This is a genomic window from Macrococcus brunensis, assembly GCF_004359615.1.
Lineage (GTDB): Bacteria > Bacillota > Bacilli > Staphylococcales > Staphylococcaceae > Macrococcus > Macrococcus brunensis.
Window position 1 is genome coordinate 26,649 of the sequence record NZ_SCWA01000005.1, and the last position, 15,513, is coordinate 42,161.

General features: G+C 41.0%; 22 protein-coding genes. 16 read left to right on the forward strand and 6 right to left on the reverse strand.

All coding sequences use genetic code 11. The features are described 5' to 3' along the window. Positions 1 to 54 precede the first annotated feature (54 nt). On the forward strand, positions 55 to 501 hold the full coding sequence (locus tag ERX27_RS03695) for a GNAT family N-acetyltransferase (protein WP_133431491.1): 447 nt from the start codon (positions 55 to 57) through the stop codon (positions 499 to 501). A gap of 21 nt (positions 502 to 522) precedes the next feature. Here ERX27_RS03695 and ERX27_RS03700 read toward each other — a convergent pair whose 3' ends face one another. Further along, entirely contained in the window at positions 523 to 1,071 is a 549-nt protein-coding gene (locus ERX27_RS03700; RefSeq protein WP_133431492.1) for a thioredoxin family protein, read from the reverse strand. A gap of 119 nt (positions 1,072 to 1,190) precedes the next feature. Between ERX27_RS03700 and ERX27_RS03705 the strand changes: the two genes are divergently transcribed. Continuing rightward, positions 1,191 to 2,420, forward strand: a complete 1,230-nt coding sequence (locus ERX27_RS03705; RefSeq protein WP_133431493.1) for an aminopeptidase — start codon at positions 1,191 to 1,193, stop codon at positions 2,418 to 2,420. A 33-nt stretch (positions 2,421 to 2,453) separates the two neighbouring features. Next, positions 2,454 to 2,873 carry a DUF3916 domain-containing protein gene (locus ERX27_RS03710; RefSeq protein WP_165983075.1) on the forward strand — a complete coding sequence of 140 codons (420 nt, stop codon included), beginning with the start codon at positions 2,454 to 2,456 and terminating at the stop codon, positions 2,871 to 2,873. Positions 2,874 to 2,895: 22 nt separating this feature from the next. On the opposite strand, the gene ERX27_RS03715 is transcribed toward ERX27_RS03710, so the two are convergent. From ERX27_RS03715 to ERX27_RS03725, 3 genes are read right to left on the reverse strand one after another with little or no spacing between them, the layout of a single operon-like run. Further along, positions 2,896 to 3,594 (reverse strand): PepSY domain-containing protein, encoded by a 699-nt coding sequence (locus tag ERX27_RS03715; protein WP_133431495.1) that lies wholly within the window; start codon positions 3,592 to 3,594, stop codon positions 2,896 to 2,898. Positions 3,595 to 3,648: 54 nt separating this feature from the next. Beyond that, complete coding sequence (locus ERX27_RS03720) at positions 3,649 to 4,302, reverse strand: HAD family hydrolase (protein WP_133431496.1); 654 nt, start codon at positions 4,300 to 4,302, stop codon at positions 3,649 to 3,651. Continuing rightward, positions 4,302 to 5,342: an NADH:flavin oxidoreductase/NADH oxidase gene (locus tag ERX27_RS03725; protein WP_133431497.1), complete on the reverse strand. Its 1,041-nt coding sequence runs from the start codon at positions 5,340 to 5,342 to the stop codon at positions 4,302 to 4,304. Before ERX27_RS03725 ends, ERX27_RS03720 begins: the two co-directional genes overlap by 1 nt. Positions 5,343 to 5,495: 153 nt before the next feature. On the opposite strand from ERX27_RS03725, the gene ERX27_RS03730 reads away from it, so the two are divergent. The 3 genes from ERX27_RS03730 to ERX27_RS03740 all read left to right on the forward strand — a co-directional run bounded on the left by ERX27_RS03730 (position 5,496) and on the right by ERX27_RS03740 (position 7,817). Then, positions 5,496 to 5,873 (forward strand): GntR family transcriptional regulator, encoded by a 378-nt coding sequence (locus ERX27_RS03730; protein ID WP_338041155.1) that lies wholly within the window; start codon positions 5,496 to 5,498, stop codon positions 5,871 to 5,873. Beyond that, the gene (locus tag ERX27_RS03735; RefSeq protein WP_165983076.1) at positions 5,873 to 6,973 is read left to right on the forward strand and encodes a DUF1648 domain-containing protein; all 1,101 of its coding nucleotides are present in this window, start codon (positions 5,873 to 5,875) and stop codon (positions 6,971 to 6,973) included. The genes ERX27_RS03730 and ERX27_RS03735 overlap by 1 nt, the downstream gene beginning before the upstream one ends. 73 nt (positions 6,974 to 7,046) lie before the next feature. Continuing rightward, positions 7,047 to 7,817, forward strand: a complete 771-nt coding sequence (locus tag ERX27_RS03740; protein WP_133431499.1) for an NUDIX hydrolase — start codon at positions 7,047 to 7,049, stop codon at positions 7,815 to 7,817. A 13-nt stretch (positions 7,818 to 7,830) separates the two neighbouring features. On the opposite strand, the gene ERX27_RS03745 is transcribed toward ERX27_RS03740, so the two are convergent. After that, complete coding sequence (locus ERX27_RS03745) at positions 7,831 to 8,868, reverse strand: C45 family autoproteolytic acyltransferase/hydrolase (RefSeq protein WP_133431500.1); 1,038 nt, start codon at positions 8,866 to 8,868, stop codon at positions 7,831 to 7,833. Between the two features lie 143 nt (positions 8,869 to 9,011). On the opposite strand from ERX27_RS03745, the gene ERX27_RS03750 reads away from it, so the two are divergent. From ERX27_RS03750 to ERX27_RS03785, 9 genes are all read left to right on the forward strand, one after another. Next, the gene (locus ERX27_RS03750) at positions 9,012 to 9,215 is read left to right on the forward strand and encodes a helix-turn-helix transcriptional regulator (protein ID WP_133431501.1); all 204 of its coding nucleotides are present in this window, start codon (positions 9,012 to 9,014) and stop codon (positions 9,213 to 9,215) included. Then, the gene (locus tag ERX27_RS03755) at positions 9,212 to 9,913 is read left to right on the forward strand and encodes a DUF3169 family protein (protein WP_133431502.1); all 702 of its coding nucleotides are present in this window, start codon (positions 9,212 to 9,214) and stop codon (positions 9,911 to 9,913) included. The genes ERX27_RS03750 and ERX27_RS03755 overlap by 4 nt, the downstream gene beginning before the upstream one ends. 18 nt (positions 9,914 to 9,931) lie before the next feature. Beyond that, positions 9,932 to 10,111, forward strand: a complete 180-nt coding sequence (locus ERX27_RS03760; protein WP_133431503.1) for a hypothetical protein — start codon at positions 9,932 to 9,934, stop codon at positions 10,109 to 10,111. Between the two features lie 59 nt (positions 10,112 to 10,170). Then, complete coding sequence (locus ERX27_RS11600; RefSeq protein ID WP_341777582.1) at positions 10,171 to 10,761, forward strand: MFS transporter; 591 nt, start codon at positions 10,171 to 10,173, stop codon at positions 10,759 to 10,761. Continuing rightward, positions 10,758 to 11,330 carry an MFS transporter gene (locus ERX27_RS11605; protein ID WP_341777583.1) on the forward strand — a complete coding sequence of 191 codons (573 nt, stop codon included), beginning with the start codon at positions 10,758 to 10,760 and terminating at the stop codon, positions 11,328 to 11,330. Before ERX27_RS11600 ends, ERX27_RS11605 begins: the two co-directional genes overlap by 4 nt. Before the next feature lie 85 nt (positions 11,331 to 11,415). Beyond that, on the forward strand, positions 11,416 to 11,619 hold the full coding sequence (locus tag ERX27_RS03770) for a helix-turn-helix transcriptional regulator (RefSeq protein ID WP_133431504.1): 204 nt from the start codon (positions 11,416 to 11,418) through the stop codon (positions 11,617 to 11,619). Between the two features lie 10 nt (positions 11,620 to 11,629). Continuing rightward, entirely contained in the window at positions 11,630 to 12,013 is a 384-nt protein-coding gene (locus ERX27_RS03775; protein WP_133431505.1) for a DUF2178 domain-containing protein, read from the forward strand. Positions 12,014 to 12,024: 11 nt separating this feature from the next. Continuing rightward, positions 12,025 to 12,396 (forward strand): DUF2178 domain-containing protein, encoded by a 372-nt coding sequence (locus ERX27_RS03780; protein ID WP_133431506.1) that lies wholly within the window; start codon positions 12,025 to 12,027, stop codon positions 12,394 to 12,396. 62 nt (positions 12,397 to 12,458) lie between these two features. Continuing rightward, complete coding sequence (locus ERX27_RS03785; protein WP_133431507.1) at positions 12,459 to 13,262, forward strand: hypothetical protein; 804 nt, start codon at positions 12,459 to 12,461, stop codon at positions 13,260 to 13,262. A 45-nt stretch (positions 13,263 to 13,307) separates the two neighbouring features. Here the strand turns inward: ERX27_RS03785 and ERX27_RS03790 are convergent, their stop codons facing one another. Beyond that, a complete protein-coding gene (locus tag ERX27_RS03790; protein ID WP_133431508.1) occupies positions 13,308 to 14,825 on the reverse strand; it encodes a M4 family metallopeptidase in 1,518 nt (505 codons plus the stop codon). Between the two features lie 507 nt (positions 14,826 to 15,332). Here ERX27_RS03790 and ERX27_RS11370 point away from each other — a divergent pair. After that, on the forward strand, positions 15,333 to 15,494 hold the full coding sequence (locus tag ERX27_RS11370) for a hypothetical protein (protein WP_165983077.1): 162 nt from the start codon (positions 15,333 to 15,335) through the stop codon (positions 15,492 to 15,494). The last annotated feature ends 19 nt before the right edge of the window (positions 15,495 to 15,513 follow it).

Genomic DNA, 15,513 nt, shown 5'->3' on the forward strand with positions numbered 1-15,513 from the left:
TTTTGACACAGTTCTTATCTCATTTGGGTGCTATAATCATGAAGAGGTGGCGCTATGGTATGTGATAAGCTGCAGACAGAACGGCTGATCATCAGGCCGTTAGATCAGAATTTAATCAATGAAATGGGAACAGAATATAATCAGCATCAACGTTTCTTCCAGCACCTGCAGAAACTGGCGATTGATCCAACGTTAAAAGGCTGGGATGCATGGATCGTACAGCTGAAGGACGGGACTTATATCGGGGATATCGGCTTTAAAGGGAAACCGAATCAGTATCAGGAGATTGAAGTCGGATATGGGTTTGAAGAAGCATACCGTGGTCATGGCTATGCGACTGAAAGTGTAGGTGCACTTATCAATTATGTACGCGCCAGCAATCCTGAACTGACGATTAAAGCAGAATGTCTCAAGGAAAATAAAGCATCAATTAAAGTACTCCAGAAGCTAGGATTTCATCAAGTTTATGAAGATGATGTCATGTATTACTGGAAAAAATAAAGCCGGCCCTAGGGCCGGTTTTTATTTTGTAACTTTATTAAGGATTGAAGTGTATACACCTTTCCAGAATGCAGGAGTTGAAAGGAAAGCGTCATGAGCCAGTTTATGCTTCGCTTTGCTTTTTTCTTCAAAAGTCGGATCATCTTTAGCCGGCAGGTCTTTTCGTGAATCTGTGATAAAAGCCTGAACTTCTTCTGCACGTGGACCCCAGACTGCAACTTCATCAAAATTTTCATCAATGAAGACATAGATTGGAATAGAACGTGAAGTTCCATTCGTTAAATACTGGTCAATGAGATCTAGGTTGCTGTCTCGCAGTGCAAATCTGACTTCCATATTCGCCTGTTCAGCGATTCGAAGTAGGATAGCATTGTTCATCATGGCGTCACCGCACCAGTCTTCACTGATGGCAAGCACTCGTAAATGTCTATCTTTCAGGTCGTTCAAACGATCATCCTCAGGTGCATCAAATTGCTCGTAAATCTGCTGCATCTCTTCTTTATTGACTTTCATCTGTGCTTTATAGTCTTCGACGGATAGTGCATTTTCAAAGTATTCTTTTAATGACATATTGATTCATCCTCCTTTTTTATCAGTATATCAAAAACTAGACACATCCTTCAGCTAAAGACTACCTAAACATTTCGGTTTCCGATATAATTATATTATTGAGACAAAGGAGGATGTTTATGGATTACATTGAAAAATTAAAGAAATATGCTGAACTGGTTGTGAAAGTGGGGCTCAATGTTCAAAAAGGACAGAAAGTCTCCATTAGTGCAGATATTGACGCGATTGATTTTGTAAGAGCAGTGACGAAAGCGGCTTATGAAGTAGGGGCAGTAGAAGTCATCCAGGATTTAACCGACGGGCCTTCTACACAGATGAAGTACGAATATGCACCGATAGAAACATTCAAAAAGACTTATGAATATCAGAAACAACGAATTGATACACATCTCGAAGAACGCGTTGCACATCTGCGTATTTATTCTCAGACACCAGAACTCTTAAAGAATGCAGATCCTGAAAAAATCGCAGCTAACGCGACAGCACTCGGTGAACTGAATAAAGATTTTGCACGTGCGGTCGGTCGCTTTGACTTCTCATGGTGTATTGTGGCATTCCCGAACGTAGCCTGGGCAGAGCTTGTGTTCCCGGATTTAAAAGGAGAAGAAGCAAGAACGAAACTCCTTGATGCGATGATCGCGGCAGTGAGAGCAGATCAGGCAGACCCTGTACTTGCATGGGAAGAACACAATCGTAACTTAAACGCACGAGCACGTCTATTGACTGAAAAAGGATTCGATCGTCTGCATTACAAATCAGAACGAACAGATGTTGAGATTGGACTGAATCAGCATCATATCTGGATGGGCGCAAGCGCCGTCAATGCAGAAGGTGTTGAGATACAAGTCAATATGCCGACAGAAGAAGTGTTCACGTCGCCCGACTTCAGACGCGTCAATGGCATAATCGGTAATACACGGCCTTTAAGCTATAACAGTGCCATCATCGATGATTTCAAGCTGACGTTCAAAGACGGTTCTGTTACTGATTTTGAAGCAGGAGTGGGCTACGATGTACTGAAGAATATGCTTGAGACAGATGCAGGCGCGAGACGTCTCGGAGAAATCGCATTAGTGCCGGATGATTCACCTATTTCAAATTCAGGTATCCTCTACTACAACACGTTATTTGATGAGAATGCATCTTGCCACGTCGCGCTTGGACGTTCATTCCCCGGTGCGCTTAAAGAAGGCAAGGCGTTATCAAAAGAGGATTTAGAAGCACACGGTCTTAACCAGTCACTCATTCATGTTGACTTCATGATAGGTGGACCTGATCTCTCTATCGAAGGCATTCACAAGGATGGCACAAAAGAGTTCATATTTAAGGACGGCAACTGGGTCATTTAATGATAGAATGAAAAGAAAAAAGAGGTGTTTGTGATGACAGGACCATCACTTAAACAATTAATGGCACATCGCCAAATTCATGATACTGGACTCGCTTTAGCCGTGGAAATGACAGATGATCTCGTCATGATGCTGAGAGATAATGATGAAAAGCAGATTGTGACGCAAGTCGTCCAGCTAGTGGAGTTCTGGGAATCTCGCGTCATCAGCCATGCAGATGCTGAAGAAGAGGAGAACGGCTTTTACAGTGAAATGGCAGCTAAGTCAGAAGAATTAAGTGAAAAAGTCATCATGCTGAAAAGAGATCATCAGCTCCTGCGTGATCTTGTCACTAAGATCAAAAGCCAGATGGAAGACGAAGGGTTCAGCACGCAGATTATTGACTATTTCAGAACACTGATTATTCTCAACGAGATGCACTCAAGAGACGAAGAAAAGTATTTACTGCAATAAAAAAAGCGCCTAGGCGCTTTTTTTATTTGTCTTCAGTAACTGCTCCGCTGAACGGATCGACATTATATTCATGTTCTGTCGTGCCATCCAGTAAAGTCGCTTTAAAGACAGGTATATTATCTTCTGTATCCAATGACCATTCTTTTACTTTAGCGTTGTTTCCTACTTTATCTTTAACTTTTTTAATGAGATCATCATAGTTCATCGCTTTATCTAAATTAATGGCAGTGTCTTTCTCATTGTCTTCCTCAGTGCTGATCAGCTTACGGCTATCCATGCCGTACGTATATTCCACATGTTTGTTACCTTCGTTCTGACCAATCTTATAAACCCATTCATTGTTCTCTTTTTCAAACTTGATATCTGTGATTTCGCCTTTTTTCTTCTGAGATTCAATCACTTTAATGATATCATCTGGTGTTGACTTGATGTCATCAATAGCTAAAGCCTGCTCGCTATTAGTAGCAGTGCTTGACGAGGTCTGATCTTCATCATCTTTCTCCGCGTCGTTAGAATCATCCATATCATTATCATCTGAGTCTTTCGTCACGTTAGCATCTTCATTGCTTTTCACATCTGATGATTTATTTGTTTCACCAGAATTGACTTCTGACTGAGCGTTATCGTCCGGGCTTGTCTGTTTGTCATTACTGTTATCAGCGTCACATGCAGCAAGTGCCAGACCAGCGGAAAGAATGAGTCCTAATGCTTTGAATTTCATAGAAACAACCTCCAGTTACATATTTATTACTTATTTAACCTAAATTGGAAGCTTTTAAACTTCTGTTCCTAAGAAATATGATTTTAAAGATGCTACATCTGATATAAGTGCAACTGAAGGATAAGACGAAAGTTCTTCTAATGAGCCATAACCATATAAAACACCTATTGCGTCCATCTGATTAAGCTCTGCGCCGGTTAAATCGTGTTTGCGATCACCGATCATGACACATTTTTCTTGATGCAGTTCAAACTCTTCAATCACATATTGAATAACCTCTGCTTTATGGTTGCGTGTCCCATCGAGTTCGCTGCCTGCTATCCCGTCAAAGTATTGACTTAAATCAAAATGATCCAGAATAATTTGAGCATAATCAATCGGTTTACTCGTTGCCACATAGAGATGATAGCCATTTTCTTTCAGGCTATTAAGGAAATCTTCTATTCCTGGATAAACTGCATTTTCATAGAGCCCTCGATCTGCAAAGTACTCACGATAGAACTTTAATGCTCGCACATTATCATCACCGGACAGGCCGTAATCTTTTTCAAAACTGTCTTTAAGAGGGGGCCCGATGAAGTGAACTAATTCGTCATGGTCAGGCGCTGTAATCTTCATCTTATTAAGGGCATGAACGATAGAGTTCGTGATGCCTTCCTTTGGATCTGTAAGAGTGCCGTCCAAGTCAAATAAGAGATGGTTGTACATTAACGAATGCCTCGTTCATACTGTTTCGGTACTTCAACGTCATCTCTTAATGCTTTGACAGCATGAATAGCCCAGTAGGGATCATTCAGCATGCCTCGACCGACAGCGACTAAGTCTGCACTGTTATCCTGAAGCGTCATTTCAGCAACAGCAGGTTCGTCCAGTATACCGACTGCGATGACAGGCACATCCAGCTCTTCTTTGAAACGACGGGCGAAACTGACCTGGTATCCTGGGTAGTTGCCAGGTTTATCCTGCCCTGGAGGGGCTTCACCACCTGTTGAGATGTCAAAGATATCAACGCCTGCTTCTTTATAGCGGCGTCCCATTTCAAGTGCATGGTCAATACCATAGCCGCCGTCCATATATTCGCGAGCTGAAATACGGAAAAGGAGAGGCATATCATCTGGAATAACAGCTTTAACTGCTTTGATGACTTCTACGCCGAATAAAGCTAAATCCTGCCCATACTTATCATCTCTTTTATTGATACCTGGTGAATGGAACTGATGAATCAAGTAACCATGAGCACCGTGAATTTCGATTGTATCAAAACCGGCTTCGACTGCGCGGCGTGCTGTTTCCTGATATTTGATGATCATTTCTTCTGCTTCTTCTGTCGAAAGCGCACGTGGATGGCGGACAGGGCCGAATTTTGTTGGCTCTTCTACTGGTGTCTCTGAAGCACTGACCGGCGTTTCGATATGCGTCGCTTTACGGCCGGCGTGAGCAATCTGTATGGCGGCTTTGCTGCCATTGTCATGGATGCCATCGACTAATCGTTTGTAGGCAGGAATCTGCGCGTCATCCCATAAGCCGAGACAGTTAGCGGAAATACGTCCATTAGGTTCAACATTGGTCATTTCAACGATAATAAGCCCGGTACCTCCTACAGCACGAGAAGCATAATGAACATAGTGCCAGTCCGTTGGCGTGCCGTCTTCTTTAGTAACGGAATACTGACACATCGGTGGCATGACAATGCGGTTCTTCAGTTCAAGATTCTTAAATGAATAAGGTGTATTTAAAATAGTTTTCATGATTGTCATCTCCTTATGTCCATTATAAAGGAGAGTAAACAGTGAAGATAATAATAAGCATTTATTTACAAATACTTTCAGTTTTGATATACTATAAATAGAACAGATATATTTTTTTGATTAAAGTATTGTTATATATTATGTAGAACAGAGGTGAGAACGATTTATATTGAAATTAATGATCAGTCCGAAATTCCGATTTACCTGCAGCTTGCCAATCAGATTATTCAGGCGATTGCGACGGGTGATGCTTTGCCGTATGAGTCACTTCCTTCAGGACGGGCATTAGCCGGTGATCTCGGTATTAACATGCATACTGTGAATAAGGCTTATCATTATCTGGAAGATAAGCGGTTTATTCAGGTATTACCGAAATCTGGAGCTATCATTCATCCGGAAGCAATCAGAACAGCGTCGGATGAAGAAAGAGAAGGAATCAGAGATCGTCTGCAGCCTATTATTGATGAAGCGAAGTGTCTCAAACTGACTGATGAAGAAATCTATCAACTGATAAAAGGGGAGAAGAAATGATGGAAATAATCATATTGAGCCTCATGGTTTTAGCGATTGGATTAATGATGTTATTTTCTGGCCGATGGACTAAAAGAAATTTACTCTTTAGTATTTATGTGCCGGACGAGCAGCAGGACCGGTCTGAAGTAAAAGCGATACAATTGAAGTTCAGAAACAGGACCCTTCTAGCCTCGGTGGTTGCGACCCTCTTAACGGGTTTTATGCTTGCAACACTATCTGATGGCTGGGGGATGGCAGCCTTTATCATTATCATTCATACACTGATTATAGTGGAGCTCTTCATTTATAGTCAGAGCTACCGGTCACTTAAGCATCTGAAAGAACAGGAAGACTGGATGAAAGGCAAGCAGATGGTCCGTGCAACAGATACAGCTATCAGAAATGATGTGCATGTTTTACCGGCTATCGTTTATTTAATTCCGTCGGGTCTTCTCTTACTTGCAACACTTTATACGTTATTTAATTACCCGGAAATACCAGAACGAGTTGCCGTACACTGGGGAATGGATAATAAACCTGACCGCTTTGAAGAAAAGAGTCTGATGACAGTCTTTATGCCGGCTGGAATGGGCTTTTTCACACTTCTTATTATGATGGCTATCTCAAATGCAACAGACATGATGCCACTTAAGCTGAATCCGGCTGCCAGAAAAGCATCTGCTGCGTATGAGGGGAGAACACGGAAGAATAACAGTTATGTGATTTTTATGAGCAGTATGATTATGGCACTGCTGTTTAGTTTTATTATGGTTCAACAGATCATGATGCCGAATGAGGATCTGCCAGCTGCTTTTATGCCAGTCGTTCTGATCGGTACTTTCTTACCTGTGATTGCAGGGATGTACCTTCAGTGGAAAGCAGACAAAGACTATCGCCACGCAGCAGCTGAAAACGACAAAGCACCTTATCATGATGATTCAAACTATGTATTAGGTCTGTTTTATTACAACAAACAAGATCCGAATGTCTGGGTCCCTAAAGTCTCACAGTTTGGCATGACCCTCAATATGGCGCGGACAGAAGCGAAAATACTGGCCATTCTTTTTATTCTCGTGATATTAGGGCCCTTGCTCTTAATTGAATTTTTAAGCAAGTAATCAACCTTCAAATATTAGCAAAATTCTGTTTTTTTACCTATAATGAAGGAAAGTGCAGTAAAGGTGTGAGAAGATGTACCAGGTAAAGACGGAAGTCAAAATCATTCCGGACGGCTTTGAAGCCGTCAACGATTTCTTTCACGACCATGTATTTCGCAGCTATATTGAGCTCGGGGCGCGACTTGTCGGCCGCTGGGTAGATGAAGATTATACTCAGATTACGGAGATATGGGATTTTCAGGATCGTGAACACTATCAGCAGTTCTTTAATCTGAGGAAAGAAACATCACATTATAAGAATAGTCGCCTGCAGAAAATCGCCAATGACAAATGGATTATCTCGAAGAAGGAAACACATATGATGCCGACAGGCAATTATTTCCAGCCGCAGCATAGTGTTTCAGCTAGCGTCTATGTTCAGAATGCTGAGGGTGAGACACTGCTCGTACGTAGTCTGCATCGCAGTGACACACTCGAGATGCCGGGCGGCGCTATGGACAAGGAGGAGAGTCTTGTCGATTGTGCAGTCAGAGAAGTAAAAGAAGAGACAGGGCTGGATGTAGAGATTAAGGGGCTTCTCTGTATCACTCAGAATCTATCAAGTGGCGTCATCAATTTCAGCTTTCACGGCGAAGTCATTGGTGGTGAACTTGCAGATTGTGAGGGTGAGACACAGGACGTCGGCTTTTATGACTTATCTGACACACAGCTGCATGTCCATGTCACTTATCCGCATTTTAAGGAACGGATACTTGAATGCAGCAAACTTAATTACTTACCATTAGATATGTATCAAGTCAGGCCCTATGACCTGACCCAACGATTAAACGGCGCTCAATCATGAGCGCCGTTTATTTTTATTCGCTGGCAAAAGTAATGTCGCTGTCAATCTGTCCGTGGATGGTCTTAATGTCCAGTGCATGACCACTGAGCCATCTGCCGAAATCCAGTTCGACCGGTGACTGATTACCGCCGAGTGCGAAAAGAGCCTTCAGTTCTTTAGGGAAGTAGCAGCTCGTATGGATTGTGCCGCTCCAGCTTGAGTATTTATCGCTGAAGATGCCGGCCTCTGTATTATTCATGACGCGAAATGCCTGGTCAGCTGCGAGTGCATCTGTTACTTGTTCAGTCATGGCCTGCATACGCATTTCGGAATCAGTCAGCACACGTCTGTTTTCATGTGTCAGTACTTCAAAATGATTGGTACAGTAATGATGGTCACGTACCACTACATCACGCGGCGTAATCTCAATGATTTTTGTTGTACCTGAAGGGTCGAGAACGATATATGAGAAGCTTGAACGGTGGGGAATTTCCTGCAGGAGATCAACGACATCCTGGACGGTTGCACAAGTCTCCAAAATCAGACGGCCGACCATATAGCAGACGAAGCCGTCGCCAGGTTTTTTACGATGCATAAAATTATAACCCATCGTCAGCCCTTTTTCGTTGATGCCATCCATGCGGCCGGTAATACGGGACACGGGTGCCATCGTTGCAAGACCACCGTCATTCGGCTGGAAGAATGTAAGCCGGCCATCATAAGTAGCCGGATGATAATCATAGTTACGGACAAGATATGAGTCTGACGTAAAAACAGAACAGCCGCTTTCCTTCGCATAGACCCGGTAATGACCGAAGTTGAGCAAAATCTGTTCAAGACTAAGTTTAAGCCCGTCCTGAATCCCCATCAGTTCCTCCCAGATTTTCGGGGCAAACTGCTGATAGACCTTTTCCGTTTCAACAGAATCAATATCAAAACGAGGCCGACGAAGCCGCCACTCGCGCTCGCGATTCTCCATCATTAAAGTCGATTTCAGCCATTCAGCCTGCTCGAGACCGAAATCATAATGACCGCCCCTGAACTCAGTAATCACACTTTTGACTTGTTGCATATTATCACGCCTTTATCAGTAATAAACATAGTTTACCATACAGACTCATGACAAATAAAATAATCAATATGACTAATATATTTGTCAAAATGAAAAGTATGTATTACAATATAGATATAAAAGTTAATGAAAAAGGTGAAGAGATGAAAAATCGCTTGAAAGAACTAAGAGCTCGTGACGGTTACAATCAGACTGAACTTGCTAAAAAAGCTGGCGTTTCAAGGCAGACCATTTCACTGATAGAGCGGGATGATTTTATGCCCTCTATACTGACAGCAGTGAGAATCGCGAGAATATTTAATGAACCGGTGGAGAATATCTTTATATTTGAGGAGGAAGAATTATGAAAAACACTTGGAAATGGTTTATAATAGGCGGCCTGGCTGGTGGATTAATAGGAATCCTCGGGAGTTTTGGAATAGATATGGTGAAATATCTGAATGCTTATTATCCGCTGCAGCTTAGATTAGTTGTTTCATCTATTCTGCTATTGCTGCTTGTGATTTCTTTGATTACTGCATTTAGTTATTATAAGGAAACTAAGAAACTGTTATCCAAGGAGCAGTCGGATGAAGAGAACATCAGACTGATTGATATTTACAATAAGAGTTCATTATATGCATCACTTGGTCTACCATTAACCCTGCTCTGGTTGACAAGTTCTTTAATGTTTTTCGAATCTTTTCTCCTTCTGATTACAATAGTTGGATTATTTTTTATTTTCTTCACTACTTATCTTTGCCGGGCATTGATAAAATTGCTGCCTCAAATCTATAATGGCGACTATGAATATGACGCTGAACGTAAAGATATGAATCGTATCTGGATTAATTCAATGGATGAGGGGGAGAGACTGATTACCTTACAGAGTTTATTCAATTGTTATGCTTCACTCATCTTTATAGCAGTCTTTTCTATGCTGATTCTTTGCGGCTATTCAGTCGTATCGAATAATAGTCAGTTGCCAGGAATTTTTCTGATAGGAATTATGATTGCTGCTTCATCATTTGTCTACTATCGTACAGCTGCTAAATATAATCGATAATATTAGGAGATGTGATGGATGAATACGAATTTACTACTAACATATGTGATGCTGATAGTAGCTCTTGCTTTTGGTCTATTGACCCTATTTGTTCCGGAAGAAGTGAGAATTGGTAGTGCAATTGCTTCAGTTATTATGTCATTTATATTCTATAGATTATATTTAAGAGATATAGATAAAGAAGAGAACAAGTACTAGTTTCTTGTTCTTTTACTTTTTTTGCGCTAAATCGTCTACAATGTAGATGAGGTGAAGTGATGATTAAAAATAGATGGCTGCTGCTTATCGGGATCATATTTGTAGCTGCGACGCTTAGATCGCCGCTGACCGCAGTTGGTCCGATGATTAATGAAATCAAAGAGACTCTTGCCATCAATGATACGCTGGCTGGTTTTCTCACAACAATTCCTCTGATTATTTTCGGTCTTGTTTCTCCGTTCGTTTCTAAAGTGGTGAATCGTCTTGGGATGTCACAGACCATTTTCTATGCCATTCTGTTGCTTGTGGTCGGTTTGATTATACGTGTGTCTGGTGGGATTGGTATCTTTATGCTAGGTACGATTCTAATGGGTATCGCGATTGCTATCAGTAATGTGACACTGCCCAGTTATGTGAAATGGGCGTTTCCTCTTCAGATTGGACTCGCGACAGGTATTTATAGTACAACGATGAATTTAACAGCTGGTTTCGGAGCAGGGGCAAGTTATCCGTTGTATGAGATGAGCGACTTAGGCATTAAACTCTCACTAGGCTTCTGGGTGGTATTCGCTGTTATCGCCGCTATTATCTGGCTGCCACAGCTGACAGGAAAAATTGAGACAAGGGAATCGTTGTATGTTATAAGATGAGTCGTTCGAAGCTCGCCTGGATGGTCGCAATCATGATGGGATTCCAGTCCATGTTGTTCTCCACGACAGCGGCCTGGTTTCCGGCATTAATGGTGGATAGAGGTATTGATCCTAAGATAGCAGGTTTTTATCTGATGCTCAACCAGTTCGCTCAGGTGCCGATGACCTTTATCTTCCCGGTTATTGCAGGCAAGATGAAAGCTCAGCGTATACTTGTTGTGATTGTTTCATCATTCTTTCTGATAGGATACAGCCTGTTATTTACAGACTATGCTTTAATGGCCATGATTTTTGCGGGACTTGGCAGCGGCTCTGCCTTCAGTATCTGTATGCTTTTCTGCTCACTACGTGCACGTACGAAAGAAGGCAGCATCGCCTTGTCAGGATTCGGCCAGTCGGTAGGCTATCTGATTGCGTCTATCGGACCGTTTATGATGGGCTATCTGCATGATATAACAGACAGCTGGACTTCCGGTATTATCCTGCTGTTTGTGATGGTGGTTATCTTTATGATAACAGGTATCTATGCAGGTAGTAACAGAGTGGTAGAAGATGAACAGCTATCTTAGGATGGTTGTTTTTTTGTATGAAATGTAAAGTTTACTTGACGTAAAGCTAACTTTACATTTATTATAATGATAACGAGGTGAAGCTATGGAAAATAAGTTGGCCGAATACAGACAGGCAAAAGGGATGTCGCAGCAGCGACTGGCTGAAAAGCTGAATGTGTCGAGACAGACAATTATTTCGATTGAAAAAGGAAAGTACAATCCTTCACTGCCGCTTGGACTGATTATTGCTGAATTGTTCGACGTCGATGTTACCGAGATTTTTATTTTAGAAGAATCAGATTACTAGGAGGGAAGCTATGAAGTTAAAGGGAAAGCAATGGGTATTTTTAGCTATAGGTTTATTTTCATTAATATCATGCTGGCAGAGTTTTGAAGTATACGGTTATAAGCAGTTTGAACATTGGTTGATGTCTTTAAGTTTAGCTGTAATGTTTATTGTTTTCAGTATAATAGATATACCAGATAAAGAAGATGAAAGAGACAAGCTGATTAAATATAGAAGTAACTTTATCGCCATGCTATCACTGCTCATTTTTGCTATTATCCTCTTCATATCTCAGGTTATTAGAGGGGGGGTCATCAACCAGTTATTTTCTGCTGAACAGATGTTGATTATCTGTTTATCAATCTTAACTATCAGCTCAAGTGTTAGCCGACTGATTTATTCAAAAATTATGTAGGAGGGATTTTGATGAAGCGTGCGTTTAATCAAAAAGTATTGTTCGGTATGGGAATAATGCTTGCATTATTAGGTGCCTTTATCGGTATAGTAGTTGGAATGCAGAATATGAGTATCTGGGTCATGACATTTGTGCTTGGAATTGTACTGATTCTACGTTCCTTTATTTTTGAGGGTGAACATTTCGATGAACGTGAGCAGCTGATTAACTTTAAGAGCTATAAGTTAACTTTTATGATGACGATTCTTATAGGAATGATGTTCTATTCTCTTTACTATTTTGACTGGCTGCATCTGCCGGGCGAAGATACATTTATCCTCTATATGGCACTCGTTGTTCTGTCCCAAGGCATCTCCAGCTTTTATTATGCAAAGAAAGTGTAATAGCCGTCTTCACTTGACTTATGCATATATTTCCCCTAAGGTGAGTACCGAGGAGTGATAAAATGAGAACGTTTGAACAGGAGAAGGACCTTTTCTTCGTCGACAGTTCAACGTACAAACTTTTAGCTGAACACTTAAAAACGACCGTGGTATGTCCAAAAGATGAGTTCAAAGGACATATTCTGTATAAAAACTTTCATGTGAGTAACTGCCATAGAACATGGCGGATTCAAGACTATGATTACGTGATTGTTGCGCGTCCTGGGTGGTACGAATCTCTTTCAGATGATCTGCAGCAGCTCATATTCCAGGAGCAGCGTCGAACGGGTTCCAGGCTTGTGCTTGGCAATTTATTGATTACTCAGAAGTTCTGGCGTAGTCTTACGTCAACAACGCAGCAGAAACTGATTCACCTTTATGATGAGAAGATTGAAGAGATTGATACCAGGGGTCTGCCAGAACGTTTTCAGCAGCTGCACCATGTGTTTCCGGAGGAACATGGCGGAAACTGCTTTGCAGCTGCACTCTATGGTGTGGCAGATGAGCCGTCCTTGCTGGACGAATGGGTGCATAGTCAGTCATTCCTGGATATGCTGGAACGCAATCATTTCAAGCGGTTCGATCGGGCGACAAAAGACAGTGTGCTGGTATTTGAACATGACGGTGTAGTCGTCCATGCCTGCTATGTCATTGATGATGAATACTGCTTTAATAAATCAGGACAGACTTTCTTCAATCCCTGGCACATTGCACGCATAGGCAAAGTAGTGGAAGACTGGCATGACTGCAAAGTCATGTTCTTCTGTGATCCGTCCAAACTGGATGAATTAGTGAACTTAGGGATTGATGATAAAGTCGTTGCATAAAAAAGAAAGGTGAGAGACAGAAGTCTCTCGCCTTTCTTTTTGTTATTAATAAACGCCGACTTTAGACCATGCATTTGCTACTGTATTCGCATCAGTTGAACCGTAGAGATCCTGTGCTGAGCGGATTAATGCTGCTCGTGCGTCTGAGAACGAAGCATTTGGTGTTAGGTAGTAACTTAATGCACGATAGTAGATTTTCTCTGCTTTAGCTTTTCCGATGACTGTCACTGTATTGTAAAAGGCTTTATTCGGGATACCACTGTTGATATGAACACCGCCGTAGTCACCATCTTCTGTATTTGGCAGGTACTGATACTGGCTCATATGGGCTGGCTGATCATATTGTTCCGGATTCGACATACTGCGCAGTGCGTCACCGGCAATGCCAGGTGTATAAGCATCTTCTCCCATCAGGAAATCAGGGTCAACAAAATAACCAAAGACATCGGAGAAAGATTCATTTAGAGCACCAGATTCATACTCATAAACAAGACCAGCTGTATAATCAGTGACAGCATGTGTTAATTCATGTGCGACGATATCATTGGCACCTGATAATGGTGAGAATGTACGCCCGTCACCATCACCGTAGAACATTGCTTCACCATTCCAATAAGCATTATTATGGTTGTAACCGTAATGTACCACTGAGTAAAGAGGTGCTCCTTTGCCATCATAGGAATCACGATTATGTGTGTTTTTATAATAATCATAAACTTGATCTGCATAATAATGTGCATCTACACCCGCACGCTGTGACGTACTCGTGAATGCATTGTCATAATCAGAAATCAGGTTATAGTTGGATTTTGTGTTATGTGCATCATAAGTTTCAATATTTCCAGTATGAGTCTGGTCGACTAAATAGTACTGACCGCTATCTGCAGTGATATTAAGTGATTTATAATCTCCTTTATTCCCGTAGCCGTAGCCTGTTGTTGCCACTTCTTCAAGAAGATTCTGCTTTTTAACCACTTCTCCCGTCTCTGCATCAATCTGGATGTTCCAGTTTGCCGGCTTCGGCGTGACATAAATGAGTTGTACGTTATAAACATATTTATTTTTTTCCGCATTGATGACAAGATCTGCTTTCTTAACCACTTTTCGACCCATCATATTCTTAACTTCTGATTGTTTAACGCCAGCTGTTTCAAAAGCTTTATCCACGGCATCCGCGCTTGAAAGTTTCTGAGTATTAGTCGGTGCAAGTGTTTTCTGATCAAGATCACCATTGACAAAGACAATCTGTCCTTCTTTATTAACATGAACTTTTACTTCTGAATGAAGAGCGGCCTTACCATTTACTTTTGGTTTCAATGTGTAATGAGTAAACCCCTCGCTATCTGTTTCAGTAGCGACTACTTCATATTGTTTATAGTTCTTTTTCACTGCTTTAGAGCCAGGAAGATTTTTCAGTGCGTGTTTAGCATCTTGCTTGTTGTGAACTTTTTCCATTTTACTAAGTGATTTCGAAGCGTCGGTTTTAGCTTCTGTCACATGGGTAGGAACTAAAGAAGCAAGCATAACCGATGAAAGCAAAGCAGGTGCAATGATTTTTTTCATTTTATAATCTCCTTAGTCAGTTAAGATTTGTGAAGCATAAATTGATTATAATCAGAAAATTATAAAAAAACAATATAAATATTTATAAAAACATTATATATATGCATATTTTTATAAATACTAAAGAGGAGAGAAGAAAAACGTCCTTATCTTCAAGACAAGGACGCTTTTTTTAACTATTTAATGATCGATTAGACTCCTTCCGAAATGAACACGCTAAGTGATTTCAAAACTTCGTTCTTGTGCCATTAAAAAATATGCTCAGACACCTGGATGATTTGGCTGTAATCTTCATATGCCACACGACTATGTCGGTAGAAAAATTCCGCCGTTACATCGGGCTTTTGATTTCCTCGAGGTTCTGATGCTGTTACGCAGCAAGTAGAACAAATCAGCCATTTCTTTTATAAAGATTTTACAATATCATAGCATAGGTTGTTTTAAATATTTCGTAAAGGGAATTTAATATGGTAAAATAAAATTATTATAAAGGTAGAGGTGAAACAAATGAAGGGATTTTTTAAAGCTTTATTCTTTATTGTATTCTTATTAGCGATTGTTGTAACAGGTGGAGCTGCTTTCTTATTTACTCGTTTTAAAGCAGATTTTGAAGATATTGAACGTCGTACAAAGGATATCGTTGCTCAGATTGAAGCACAAAACCTATAAAAACTTGCCATCCGGCAAG

Excerpts from the sequence above, each read along its gene's own strand:
- ERX27_RS03695 (WP_133431491.1), top strand. The coding sequence starts at position 55 with ATGGTATGTGATAAGCTGCAGACAGAACGGCTGATCATCAGGCCGTTA.
- ERX27_RS03700 (WP_133431492.1), bottom strand. The coding sequence starts at position 1,071 with ATGTCATTAAAAGAATACTTTGAAAATGCACTATCCGTCGAAGACTAT.
- ERX27_RS03705 (WP_133431493.1), top strand. The coding sequence starts at position 1,191 with ATGGATTACATTGAAAAATTAAAGAAATATGCTGAACTGGTTGTGAAA.
- ERX27_RS03710 (WP_165983075.1), top strand. The coding sequence starts at position 2,454 with ATGACAGGACCATCACTTAAACAATTAATGGCACATCGCCAAATTCAT.
- ERX27_RS03715 (WP_133431495.1), bottom strand. The coding sequence starts at position 3,594 with ATGAAATTCAAAGCATTAGGACTCATTCTTTCCGCTGGTCTGGCACTT.
- ERX27_RS03720 (WP_133431496.1), bottom strand. The coding sequence starts at position 4,302 with ATGTACAACCATCTCTTATTTGACTTGGACGGCACTCTTACAGATCCA.
- ERX27_RS03725 (WP_133431497.1), bottom strand. The coding sequence starts at position 5,342 with ATGAAAACTATTTTAAATACACCTTATTCATTTAAGAATCTTGAACTG.
- ERX27_RS03735 (WP_165983076.1), top strand. The coding sequence starts at position 5,873 with ATGGAAATAATCATATTGAGCCTCATGGTTTTAGCGATTGGATTAATG.
- ERX27_RS03740 (WP_133431499.1), top strand. The coding sequence starts at position 7,047 with ATGTACCAGGTAAAGACGGAAGTCAAAATCATTCCGGACGGCTTTGAA.
- ERX27_RS03745 (WP_133431500.1), bottom strand. The coding sequence starts at position 8,868 with ATGCAACAAGTCAAAAGTGTGATTACTGAGTTCAGGGGCGGTCATTAT.
- ERX27_RS03750 (WP_133431501.1), top strand. The coding sequence starts at position 9,012 with ATGAAAAATCGCTTGAAAGAACTAAGAGCTCGTGACGGTTACAATCAG.
- ERX27_RS03755 (WP_133431502.1), top strand. The coding sequence starts at position 9,212 with ATGAAAAACACTTGGAAATGGTTTATAATAGGCGGCCTGGCTGGTGGA.
- ERX27_RS03760 (WP_133431503.1), top strand. The coding sequence starts at position 9,932 with ATGAATACGAATTTACTACTAACATATGTGATGCTGATAGTAGCTCTT.
- ERX27_RS11600 (WP_341777582.1), top strand. The coding sequence starts at position 10,171 with ATGATTAAAAATAGATGGCTGCTGCTTATCGGGATCATATTTGTAGCT.
- ERX27_RS11605 (WP_341777583.1), top strand. The coding sequence starts at position 10,758 with ATGAGTCGTTCGAAGCTCGCCTGGATGGTCGCAATCATGATGGGATTC.
- ERX27_RS03770 (WP_133431504.1), top strand. The coding sequence starts at position 11,416 with ATGGAAAATAAGTTGGCCGAATACAGACAGGCAAAAGGGATGTCGCAG.
- ERX27_RS03775 (WP_133431505.1), top strand. The coding sequence starts at position 11,630 with ATGAAGTTAAAGGGAAAGCAATGGGTATTTTTAGCTATAGGTTTATTT.
- ERX27_RS03780 (WP_133431506.1), top strand. The coding sequence starts at position 12,025 with ATGAAGCGTGCGTTTAATCAAAAAGTATTGTTCGGTATGGGAATAATG.
- ERX27_RS03785 (WP_133431507.1), top strand. The coding sequence starts at position 12,459 with ATGAGAACGTTTGAACAGGAGAAGGACCTTTTCTTCGTCGACAGTTCA.
- ERX27_RS03790 (WP_133431508.1), bottom strand. The coding sequence starts at position 14,825 with ATGAAAAAAATCATTGCACCTGCTTTGCTTTCATCGGTTATGCTTGCT.
- ERX27_RS11370 (WP_165983077.1), top strand. The coding sequence starts at position 15,333 with ATGAAGGGATTTTTTAAAGCTTTATTCTTTATTGTATTCTTATTAGCG.